This is a genomic window from uncultured Bacteroides sp., from assembly GCF_905207245.1.
Taxonomy (GTDB): domain Bacteria; phylum Bacteroidota; class Bacteroidia; order Bacteroidales; family Bacteroidaceae; genus Bacteroides.
In genome coordinates this window covers 1-11,927 of record NZ_CAJLKP010000117.1, presented here as the reverse complement: position 1 = coordinate 11,927, position 11,927 = coordinate 1, and the positions used below count along the sequence as shown (strand labels likewise).

Here is an 11,927-nt window from a genome sequence, read left to right as displayed (position 1 = left end):
AAGGCACTTGTAGCTTGTAGCTCGTAACTGATTCAAATCCCGAAAGAAATGCATAAATTCTACCGGCAGTCTTTTATTGCTTTAATCATTCTTTATCGCCTCACGAATACGTACCAGCTTCGTCAGTAACCCTTCCAGCAGGTCCAGTTTCAGCATATTGGCACCGTCACTCTTGGCAACTTCAGGATGTTCATGAGTTTCTATAAATAATCCGTCAACACCTACAGCGATGCCGGCTTTAGCTACTGTTTCAATGAGTTGGGGCATGCCGCCTGTTACTCCGCTTGTTTGATTCGGTTGTTGTAAGGAATGGGTTACATCCAGGATGACGGGATAACCAAAGGTCTGCATTTCAGGTATGCCACGGTAATCTACAACCAGATCCTGATACCCGAAAGTAGTTCCGCGTTCAGTAATCATGACTTCCTTATTTCCTGCTTCCGCCACCTTTTCTGCAGCAAAACGCATGGCGAGAGGGGAGAGGAATTGCCCTTTCTTGATATTAACTACTTTTCCCGTTTTTGCAGCAGCTATCAGAATGTCTGTTTGCCGGCAAAGGAATGCCGGTATTTGCAGTATATCCACATATTCGGCTGCCATTACAGCTTCTTCTGCAGAATGGATGTCGGTAACAGTAGGTACTCCGAAAGTGTTGCGTACTTTTTCCAGCACCTTCAAGGCTTTTTCATCACCTATACCCATGAATGAGTCCAGACGCGAACGGTTAGCTTTACGGTAAGAACCTTTAAATACATAGGGAATTTGTAGTTTCCCGGTAATGGCTACAACACGTTCGGCAATGCGCATCGCCATTTCTTCCCCTTCGATAACACAAGGACCTGCCAATAAAAAGAAGTTCCCGGCAGGATTATTTTTCAGTTCAATCATGTGAGTAAGTTATTTAGTGATTAGAGATAAGTGATTAGCGAATTGTGCAACTATGGTTGCATTGTGTTAATCATTTATCACTAACCCGTTAATCGTTAATTTCAGTTTGGTATAATCAGTGTAATGGCTTCATGCATGATTCCAACATCCAATGGGAAATGCCGGTCGAGGATACGACCGTCCAGATCTACCGAGGCATTTTGTGCGCGTAGCACTTTTACTTTCTGAGTCCGGTAAGGCATTACGACTTTGTGGTTTAATATACGCCCCTGAATAAGCATCCATAGCCCTGATACGAGTTGTAACAACTCCGGGCGGTAAATGACGGATACATCGAGCCATCCATTGTAGGGGACTGCGCTTGGTGCTTGTCCATACCCCCATGCGCTACCAATACAGACTGTCATGATACGTCCGCGGATATGTTCTCCGTTTATCTTGAGGTGCATCCGGTAGAGTTTTCGTTCAAAGACAACTGAAATAAGTGCCATGAGATAGGACAGGTATTTCATTCCCCAGAAACGCTTGGTCTGGTCGGTAATCTTTACGATGCGGGCTCCCAAACCAATATTGATGGCATTAAGAAAATAGCGTGTGATGTGTTTCTCTCCATCATAATAGTTACAAAATCCTACGTCTATTTTACGACGGCGGTTATTGATGATGCAATCTACAGCGTCTTTATATTCTGATGTCATTTCCCAGTATTTGGCAAAATCATTGCCAATGCCGTTTGGGATGATGCCTATGGCAATTTCTCTTTTGTCTTCTGCATTGGACGACATGATGCCATTGATGGCATCATTCAGTGCACCATCGCCACCCACAACCACGATAGTGCGGTAGCCGTTATTGGCAAGAATACCGGCCAGACGCTCCACGGATCCAAATCCTTCGGACTGTACGTAGTCGTAAGACACACCTTTGTTGTCCATATATTCTTTGATTTCTTTCCACCGTTTTTGCACTTTCCGGGTACCGGCTTTGGGATTGTATATCACTCCCCACTTTTCGGGTTCTACACTCATGATGCTAATTTATGAATTATGAATCCTCAACTCTTAATTTTCAACTCTCAAATTACAAAAATACTAATTCTCTTTGAGTTTCGCTTGTACAAAAGCAATCTTTTCTTCCATCGGTAGTCCGGCATCCATCCAGTGGATGGTGAAACCACGGCGTTCCATACCCCGGAACCAAGTCATCTGGCGTTTGGCAAATTGATGAATGGCAATTTCCAGTTCCTTGTACATCTCTTCGTAAGTCAGCTTGCCGATGGCGTAAAGCGTCAGATATTTGTATTCCAAACCGTAGTAGATGAGGTCATCCGGTTGGATACCCTGTTCTATCAGGCGGCGTACTTCATCCACCATCCCCTCATCCAGGCGTTGGCGCAGGCGGCGGGATATTTTTTCACGACGCAACTCCCGATCTATGTCCACACCAATGATGAGGCTGTTCAATTTGGGAAATGTCCGTTCGTCTACCGGGGTATGTGCATAATACTCTTCTATTTCAATGGCACGGATGGCGCGCTTGGCAGTATCTACGTCCGTGGTATTATGCAGGGATTTATACTGTTTCAGCATTTCGGTCAACTCTTCCAGAGACTTATCGGCAAGTCGTGTACGCAATTCCGGATTTTCGGGAACAGGCAACAACTTATATCCTTTCAACACGGCCTCCAGATACATCCCTGTACCTCCACATAAAACGGGAAGTTTCCCTTTTTGTTTAATACTCTCATAAGCCGTCAGGAAATCACGTTGATATTCAAAAACATTGTATTTGTAGCCTGGGTCGGCAATGTCAATCAGGTGATAAGGGATTTGTTTACCGTTCACTGTGTAGTCAACGAGGTCTTTTCCCGTACCAAGGTCCATTCCACGGTAGATTTGCCGGGAATCCGCACTGATGATTTCGGCATCAAGAACATTTGCCAGTGCTGCGGCAAAAGGAGTTTTCCCGGAAGCGGTAGGACCTAATATAGCTATCAAATCATAGTTAGGCATAAGTCGCTTTGATTGTTTGTGGCAAAGATATGAAAAAGGAAGTGAAAAACGGAGTGACTTCTCTTAAATGGTGTTATAAATGCGTCGTTTTCGCACACGGAGCTTGCGAAATTCAGAAAAGTACGTACCTTTGCAACGTGTTTTTCATAGTATTAGATTTAAGGTTAACAAAGGTTGGAGTACAGCGGTACTCCTTTTTTTATGTCCATACTTCCTGTATTTTGCAGACAAATCATTAATTTTCAATATTCCATCCCATTATTTGTAATAGCTCCCTTTCCTTAGACACAGCTTCCGATGTAATGGCGTACCCTTGATGTGCCGGATTGTCATTATAAAGTTTCTTTAGCTTTTCTGATTCCATTTCCGGAATTACTTCCCAGGCAATCGCCTTTCCGAAATCATAAGAGAAAAGCGGAGTTCCTTTTAAAGCCAGATCCATATTCTGCTTTATTCTGGCAAGAGGGAACATTTTCAGATATTCATTCTTTTGTTTGGCGGTACGTACCAGGACGTGTGGTTCACCATTTTCAATAGTAGAGAATATCAGATGCGAATCCCTGTTCACGCCATTTTTATATACATAGTCACGTTTCTTCTGCAATAAGATTTTCAACGGAACGCGATTGACATAACCATTCTCATAGCAGAGGAGCAGTGCACCGTCGGTTTCCTCTTTCCTGATTCCCAACGTGAGTATGGCATTGTCTATATGCGAGAATTCGTCTTTCAGTACATATCCACCATTATCAAGCAGGGACAGATAGGACACCACCTGTGTATCATTTTCTTTGTCCGTCAGCGTATTGGTGCGTATCAGAGATGTTTGTATCATAGCCTTTTCGGATACGGTTTCCACCTTCTTTTTCTTTTTTTCCAGGCTGGCTGCAAAGGCGGCGGCAACTGCTGTCTGTGCCTCCCCGGTTTGCGACAGGCTTTCGCTGATTAGTTCCATCTCTTTTTCTGCAATCTGGTTGAGTTCTGCCTGCAATATGTCATTTTTCCTTTTTTTCTGCTTGGCCAGGGCATTGCCGTCGAGCATTACCGTCGAGTTGCCTTGCCTTTGCCATATCACGCCTTTCAATTCAATCAGTTTGCCATAGCAAGGCACTGTGACGCAGCATATTTCACGGTTGCCATATCGGGGAAATTCTATTTTAATGATGCTGTTGATGTCCTTTCCCATTGTGGCTATGATACGTTGGCGGATGAAGCGTTCGTAGGCATCCGAATCACACACCATGTAGGTGTAATCTTCTTTCAGCCCGATTACGGCTCCTGCATCGGATACACCGATATAGAGTGTGCCTCCGGCTGCATTAAGGAATCCTGCAATGGTGCGCAGTATGATTTCCGACTGCCGTTTCATGTCGGGCACAGAGCGTCCTGCGGGGTATACCACGGATGATTTAAATTCTACTTTATCACTCTCCCTTCCCATGTGGGGGAGGTCTTCGTGTTCTGCCGCAGATGAAAAATTCGCTGCCGGTTCATCGGGCAATGCAAATTCTCCGGCGCCGATGCGTTGCAGGAGTTCGTTGCGCAAAGGGATTAATGTCTTTTCCGGCAGGGAGTTGAGTAGAAGGGTATGGGCCAGTACCAACCGGACTATACGTTCCTTATTTTCATTTTTGGTGGTGGCTATGCCTACTGCAAGCTCCGGATCGAAGTTGTGGGTGTAGAACAAACTGAGAATTTGTAGCATTTCTTTTTTGGGCCGGAGTGAGGGATAGCGTGAAACAGCGGCGTCATCTATACGCGAAAAGTGCGTCCACCGTGCCTGTCCGTTGTGGGTGGCAAAACTGTAGATGTTTTCCTCATAATTCATTTGCAGTGCCAGATACTCTCTCAAGGTCGAGTCATTGAGCATTCCTGCCAGCAGGTGAGCTGTTCCCAGCAGATTGTAACGCTTCACCAGTGATTTTTCGGCGGATGCCGTCACTGCCAGTAGCCAGGGTAATTCGCACATCAGGGGAAGTGATAACTGCTCTCCGGTCAACATTGCATCTTCGTCTGTGAACACCGGTCCGAAATTGCCCTCTTCCTCTTCGGCCTTTTCATCCTGAGGGGAACAGAAATCAATATATTCGCTGACTAATTTAGCCAGAGCCTCAGTTTCTTCTATATCTTTATCTGATTTTTCTATACAGGTGGCATTGATATATCCTGCATCATTGATGCCCCTCACTTCCAACAGGGCTACCGTGCCTGTTTCGGAATAAGGTGTCGCACCCGGTGTGAACAGCGTATACCCTTCCTCACATACCCAGATGCCGGTTCCTTTGGAGATTCGTATCAGCCTGGCATATACGCGATGACCGTATTTGATTGTTCCCGTTACAAATTCGAACAACTCCCGGAGGATGCTGAACGTCAGACGACCATTCTGTCCTACTTTCGATACAGTGGCTTCAAAGGTATCTCCTTCATAAAAAATGCCGTCCATGCTGTGGAGATGGCTACGGGTTACTTCATTGGCCAGTAGCGCACCGGTTCCTTCGTATCCCGGTTCTGTTACTTCTGCAAACATCATCAGTGGAAAACGTGGATTGAATGCTTTCAGCGTGATCCTTACACGCATTCCCTCCGTAGGAATTACCTTTTCCGGTATCTTTTTCGCAGAAGCCGTTACGTGTCCGGATAGTTGTCCTGACAGTTCTCCCCAGAGATTCTTCAGTGCAAAAATATTTTGCGCTTCACTTGCTTTGGGTTTGATGTCTTTCTTTGCATATATACTGATTCTGTCGTCGAATACGGACACCATTTCCGTCACCTTCTGGTGTTCGGGTAGCAATGCGCCCGGATTGCAACCGGCATATAGCCCAAACTTTCCATCACGTAAAAGTATCCGCCCTCCTTGTGTGATATGCTGGGCTATCAGCTTGTCTTTATCATCAGACGCATCCGTCATGAATGAGCGCAACTTTGCAATGAATGGTTCAGGCTTGAAGTGAACGACATCTTCCCAGCCAAACTCCGGGCGATAAAATTGATTTGCCCGTGTCAATACATCAAATGCCTTATCCGTCAGAATCCCGGCGGAGGAAGGGCTTGCCAAAGATGCATAGCGATAAAGCATGATGCGATAGACTGCCGTATGTACTTCGCGATTGTAGCAAAGCAGCAGGTAGACAGCCAGTAACTGCATGATTTTAGTGGGAGAAACATCATGCACCGCCCTGTTTCTTTCTATCATCTTCCTGATAAGTTCTATTACGGATGTCAGGGAGGACGTTTCTGTAGTTGAAGTGGTGCAGGCTATGTATTGGCAGAATTCCGTCAGGGTGAACATGTTTTTATCAGCCAACGTGTCGTCCAGCCGGAACAAAGCAGTCAGTAGCTCGGTTTTCCTGTTTCGGTCGGATAAATACCCCGAGGTGCGTATTTTAGTAAAGATATGTTTCAGAAAATCGTCCACGGTGTTGTTCCGGATAAGCTCTATGGCTTTTAGTATTGCTTCGCAGACAACTATTTCCCGTTCTCCCTTTTCGCGCAGGGACTGGACTACGGACGGCGAATAGAATGTAAGGAACAGGGAGTCTTCAAGCACCCATTCGGCGATAAGAAGTTGGTAGTGTATTAATTCGCAAACTCCTTCCCAGTCTTTATTCTCGATTTTTTCATCTCTTCTGGCAAGCAGTACGCTCTGGAATGACAGTAGCCATTCTCCTTCGTGGTTGTCATATTGTTTCAATACCTGTTGCACTTTCAGGTCTCCGGTCGGGTTGTTGCGTAGTGTTTCCAGTTGGATGCAGCTTGGTAGTTGCTCGGTATGGATGTTGTGTATCAGTTGCTCAAAAGTGATAAAGTTGGTTTCATAGTTCATTTCCTGGCTGACGGGGACGACGACCAGAATGCCATCCGGATTGATATGCTTGACTGTGCAGCGGACATTTCTTCCGATGGTCAGTTCTTTCCCTAATCCCACTTGGATAGAGGCGCGTATGCCATTCATGTCATATCCATAATAGATATTGCGGTGTCCGGATTGATAACCTGGCTTTTGTTGCACAACAAAAGGATAAGTGCTGCCCACTGTATAAAGTTTGCGTGATATTTCACCTTTGTGTTGTGCAAAGAGAGGAGTGTCGTCGGCATCATAACCATAAACGATACATTTCACTTCATCGGGAACCGGTAGCTTATGCTGGAATTTTAGCATTTTCACCTTGTACTTGATTCCTTCATTTTCTATCAGATAATAATGACAATCATTTGTTATCATAGTCCCGGTTACTTTCAGGGAATAAATCACATCCTTCTCATACTGCATAGTTTTATTTTTTATCTTCGGGCAATATAGCCTTCGTGTTTTTTTAATGCGGCAATTTATGTATTTTTTATTGAACTGCAAAGGTTATCCGTAAAAACATGTAAAAATATTCAGGAGTAAAAATACAGACAACTCTTTAAACTGTTTTTTATTCTTTTGTTCTCAGACTGACCAGTTCTGCCCATTTGCGGAGGCTGAGGTCGAACCCGCCTTTTTCTAACAGGTGGGGAAGGGCCTTGTAGTGCAAGATTATATTTTCGTTGTCGGTATTTAATTGATAGGCCAATTCTCCGAGATGGTATTTGAGGCGTGCCATCTGGATGTAATCCAGTTGGGTATACTCTTCATTTACAGATAGATCTATTAATTGTTTTATAAGATCATAGGCTTGTAGGCATTCGGAATCGCTCAAAAAAGAAACAGGTTTGCTCATGATGGGATGTTGCATTAACCGGATGACACACTCTTTGAAGTCCTCGTACATGGTTTATTTTGGTTGCCGCATCATTTCCCTGTGATGCGTGGTTTATAAAAAGAAGAGCGTGGGAAACTATCTACTCATGTCCCCTAAAGGTTCCGCTAGGACCTTACAACGACACAAGTGATAGCCCCACGCTCCATCTGGGTATATAACAAGGTATATATACAAATGTGCGTGAGACCCGTCACTTATTGTCATCCGTTGTAAACTTTAGCGGAATTTATAGGGGAATGCAATAAATAACCGTTCTCAAATCAAAATTATTAAAGCCACTTTCTACGCATAGAAGTAAGCTGCTACAAAAGTAGCAATAAATATTTATAATCCAAATAATATTGTTTTGTAATTATGTCAGAGACTTATTTCAAATATATCGTTAAACTTGTTCAGCCAGATTACAATCTGTTTGTCTGGGTATCAGGATTTGGAATCTGATAATTTATAACCCGCTCTAAAACGAATTAGTGTTTGTCGATGCATTTAGATAATGCGCTGATTATTAATAGATAGCATTTACCGACTATTTACCTCACGATGTAAAAGCATTTACCGCCGTATGTAACGACCTTTACCTCGGCATGTAACGGTCTTTACCTCGGTATGTAACGGCTTTTACCTCGGCATGTAAATGAAGTTGCCATTTGGGGAAAATAGAATTTCCACGAAAGGAAACAAGGGGCACAATGCTTCCATGCCGCATGGAACCTTGTTCCCTTGTCAACTTGTCCCCTCGTCAACTAATAAAGAAAGGCTGCACCATGCTTCATGAAGCACGGTGCAGCCTTTCTTTATTACTACTATATATTATTGTTATTTATCCGGACTAATCATTGAAACTTCTACTTCATTTTTCTGTTTGAACAAGTCATCGGCAAACTTCTGAATATCTTTAGCAGTGATGCTATTGACGATTTGTTCGTAGTCTTTTATCGGATTCATTCCGGTAAACAGATATTCGTCAATGCTTCCCATCCAGTAGCTGTTTTCTTTCAGGTCTTCAATATGTTTCTTCAGCATGAATTCTTTCACCTTATTAAGATTGGCTTCAGACGGCCCCTCTTTGGATATATGATCTATTTCAGCAAAGATGATTTTCATCAGCTTCTCTCTCTTAGAAGGTGCTGTATCGAAAACAATTTGTATTCCGGCTATTTCCTTTGGATATTTGGAGAGATTGCCACCCACATATACACCATAAGTTCCACCTTCGTCTTCGCGTACTTTCTCGGTGTACACCAAATCCATAATCTGGCAAGTCATGTCCTGCAGAATGGAATTCTTTAAATCATACTTGCACGTACCGATGAAACTGACAAAGTTAGAGGCCTTGGCTGTTTCCTGTTCCCGGATGAACTCATTCTTATATACACCTTTACGGTATTCAATCTTGTTATCTTTGAATGTCTCCTTACGGTTGATGGCAGGCAACGCTCCGAGGTATTCGGCAATGAGCGGTTTCATTTCTTCAATGTCTACATTGCCTACGAAGATGAAGGTGAAGTCGCTGGCATCCTTGAAGCGGTCCTGGTACATTGCCAGGATTTTGTCATAATCCATCTTGTCAATCATATCGGATTTGATACGGACGGTACGTGGATGTCCCATTTGCAGGGCGTAGGTGATGCTGTCTCCGAAGGCTGTGTTCGGATTCATTTCCTGATTCAACAATGCTGCTTTGTTGCGGTTCTTATAGGATGCGAACGCATCATCGTCCCGGCGCGGTGCAGTAAATGTCAGATAGGTGAGTTGCATCATCGTTTCAAAGTCCTTCGGAGAACAGTAGCCGCTGACTGTTTCGGTCTTATCACCGATACCGTAACTTACGGAAGCCCTTTTGCCTGCCAATACCTTTTCAAGGTCTACAGCGCTGAAATTGCCTAAACCGCCTGTTGAAACGGCATCCAGACCGTTGATGTTGATGATTTCAGAGTTGGGGAACAGTGAACTTCCGCCCAGACTTACACCTTTCATGGTAATTTCGTCAGCCTTGAAGTCAGTTTTCTTGATGATAACTTTTACTCCGTTGGACAACGTCAGCATGGTAGTGCCGAATACATCATCTTTTTGTTCGGAAATAATCTTTCCACCTTTCGGAGCTTCTTTCATCAGAGGTTCGTCTGATACTTTGTCTACATACGGAGTCAGTTTTTCGGCTTTTACGTCTTGCAGAATCTTCTTGATAGCTTCTTCTGTCGGCATTTTCAGATTCTCTTTTTCGGGACCGAAGACGGCGACTACCTGGTTGGTATCTGTTATCAACATCGGCATCATCTGGTTCAGAGCTTGTACGGGGATGGCGGGAGCTATCTGGTTGATGATGGCATACTCGTTTTCAATACCCGGTATGGGTTCGTTGTCGAGGAAGTGGCGTACATATTCATCAATATATTCCTCGTTTTTACGTGTATCACGTTCGTTGTAGGCGGATTCCATGTTGCGCAGATATTCGGCACGGGCACGTTGGTATTCGCTTTCGGTGAAGCCGAATTGGCGTGCACGCTCCATTTCACGGACCAGAGTGGCGATGCCGGTTTCCACTGCATCTTCTTTGCAAACAACGATGCCGGTGAAGGCTTGTTTGGTTTTTGCAACGAAGAAATCTCCATCATAGGTTCCTGCGTAGATATACGGAGGGTTGGCGGCTTGGAGCAACTCGTTCAGTCGGGCATTCAGCATGTTATTGATGAGGTCGATGGCATAATCCTGTATCAGATAATCCATATTGCCTTTCTCTGAGTCGGGAGTGGCCTCATGTTTGTTAAAGATGATGGCCTGGATATGAGGTTGCTCTTTATCCCGGGCAATCAGCACAATCGGTTCTTTATTGTCATTTACCGGATAATATTCACGTTTGGCAGCATTGGGTTGTGCCGGAACATCGGCGAATAGTTTCTTAATCTGCGCTTCGATGGCATCTACATCTATATCTCCTACCACAATAATGCCTTGCAAGTCGGGACGATACCATTTTTCATAATAGTCTCTCAGTGTCTGTGGCTTGAAGTTCATCACTACATCCATGGTTCCGATGGGGAAACAGGTGGCGTACTTGGTGCCGGCAAACATGGCAGGAAGCAACTTTTCCTGGAAACGTTGCACTGCACTCATGCGTGTACGCCATTCCTCGTTAATCACGCCGCGTTCTTTATCAATCTCTTTCGGGTCCAGAGTCAGGTCGTTGCTCCAGTCGTGCAGAATCAATAAACAAGAGTCGATGGCGCCCGGAGTGTTGACGGGAACATTGGAAATGTTGTAAACGGTTTCATCTACTGAGGTGTAAGCGTTCAGGTTTTCGCCAAACTTAACTCCGATGCGTTCCAGATATTGCTTCAGGGCATCTCCCGGAAAGTGGGTGGTTCCGTTGAAGCACATATGTTCGAGGAAGTGGGCGAGGCCGCGCTGGTTTTCTTCTTCCTGTATGGAACCTACTTTCTGGGCGATATAAAAGTCGGCCCGGTTGGCAGGGAGACTGTTTTTGCGGATGTAATAAGTCAAACCGTTATCCAACTTTCCAATACGTACATTAGGATCAACGGGGATAGGTGGCATTTGCTGTGCAAGAGCCTGTTGGAAGTTACAGCATATGACGAATGCTATAACCAATAAACTACGGAATAAATGTTTCATATATATGAAGATTAAAATTGTATATTGTCCTATTTGTCTGGAAAGGATGAAATAAATCACAGAAAAGAGCGTTTTTTTGTAATAATGGTTGTTTGTCGGGCAAATGTTACATGAATAAAAGTTTATGTAACATGAAAATCCCAAGTGTAACATTGGCAATAGTAAGTGGAAACATGGAGGATAGGTTGATATTTCGTAATAACCTATCTTTGTACAAAACAGAAATTAATCAAAAGGTATCATGCCATGAAAACAAAATTTAGTTGGATTTTCTATTGCTTAGTGAGTTTGTTGCTATCTCAATCTTTGTCGGCGGCAGAGCGTTTTGTGACAAATGAGAGTAATGGATTTGTCTGGATACAGCAAGGAAAGGCGTATCCAATACTGGTGGACTCCCGAGAAGACAAAGGAGTAGTACGGGCTGTGGCCAATTTGCAGACAGATGCGGGTAAAGTAACAGGTATTACTCCGGAGATTATTCACTCTGTAGCTGGCAATCGTATGTTGATAATCGGTTCTATAGAAAATAGCTCCTGGATTAAACAACTGCTGAAGGCCGGAAAAATCAATGCTGCCGATTTGCAGGGAAAGCGTGAGAAATACATCCTCCAGATGGTGAAACAACCGATGGAAGGCGTGGACGAGG

The 11,927-nt window shown here is 44.1% G+C and carries 6 protein-coding genes and 1 pseudogene; 1 reads left to right on the top strand and 6 read right to left on the bottom strand.

Features of this window, described 5'->3' with window-relative positions:
- Positions 1-81: 81 nt before the first annotated feature.
- The 6 genes from kdsA to QZ135_RS22955 form a co-directional block, all read right to left on the bottom strand.
- Positions 82-888 (bottom strand): 3-deoxy-8-phosphooctulonate synthase, encoded by an 807-nt coding sequence (kdsA, locus tag QZ135_RS22980; protein WP_294615104.1) that lies wholly within the window; start codon positions 886-888, stop codon positions 82-84.
- Between the two features lie 101 nt (positions 889-989).
- Complete coding sequence (locus QZ135_RS22975) at positions 990-1,916, bottom strand: YegS/Rv2252/BmrU family lipid kinase (RefSeq protein ID WP_294615101.1); 927 nt, start codon at positions 1,914-1,916, stop codon at positions 990-992.
- A 63-nt stretch (positions 1,917-1,979) separates the two neighbouring features.
- A complete protein-coding gene (gene miaA / locus QZ135_RS22970) occupies positions 1,980-2,900 on the bottom strand; it encodes a tRNA (adenosine(37)-N6)-dimethylallyltransferase MiaA (RefSeq protein WP_294615098.1) in 921 nt (306 codons plus the stop codon).
- Positions 2,901-3,135: 235 nt separating this feature from the next.
- Complete coding sequence (locus tag QZ135_RS22965; RefSeq protein WP_294615095.1) at positions 3,136-7,173, bottom strand: ATP-binding protein; 4,038 nt, start codon at positions 7,171-7,173, stop codon at positions 3,136-3,138.
- Positions 7,174-7,321: 148 nt separating this feature from the next.
- On the bottom strand, positions 7,322-7,657 hold the full coding sequence (locus tag QZ135_RS22960) for a hypothetical protein (RefSeq protein ID WP_294615092.1): 336 nt from the start codon (positions 7,655-7,657) through the stop codon (positions 7,322-7,324).
- Positions 7,658-8,464: 807 nt separating this feature from the next.
- The gene (locus tag QZ135_RS22955; protein WP_294615089.1) at positions 8,465-11,281 is read right to left on the bottom strand and encodes a M16 family metallopeptidase; all 2,817 of its coding nucleotides are present in this window, start codon (positions 11,279-11,281) and stop codon (positions 8,465-8,467) included.
- A 246-nt stretch (positions 11,282-11,527) separates the two neighbouring features.
- Here QZ135_RS22955 and QZ135_RS22950 point away from each other — a divergent pair.
- Positions 11,528-11,927 (top strand): annotated as a pseudogene (locus tag QZ135_RS22950) (glycosyhydrolase); the annotation flags it as partial.

What these genes read in the sequence shown, in the direction of transcription:
- kdsA (WP_294615104.1), bottom strand. Translation starts at nt 888, where the DNA reads ATGATTGAACTGAAAAATAATCCTGCCGGGAACTTCTTTTTATTGGCA.
- QZ135_RS22975 (WP_294615101.1), bottom strand. Translation starts at nt 1,916, where the DNA reads ATGAGTGTAGAACCCGAAAAGTGGGGAGTGATATACAATCCCAAAGCC.
- miaA (WP_294615098.1), bottom strand. Translation starts at nt 2,900, where the DNA reads ATGCCTAACTATGATTTGATAGCTATATTAGGTCCTACCGCTTCCGGG.
- QZ135_RS22965 (WP_294615095.1), bottom strand. Translation starts at nt 7,173, where the DNA reads ATGCAGTATGAGAAGGATGTGATTTATTCCCTGAAAGTAACCGGGACT.
- QZ135_RS22960 (WP_294615092.1), bottom strand. Translation starts at nt 7,657, where the DNA reads ATGTACGAGGACTTCAAAGAGTGTGTCATCCGGTTAATGCAACATCCC.
- QZ135_RS22955 (WP_294615089.1), bottom strand. Translation starts at nt 11,281, where the DNA reads ATGAAACATTTATTCCGTAGTTTATTGGTTATAGCATTCGTCATATGC.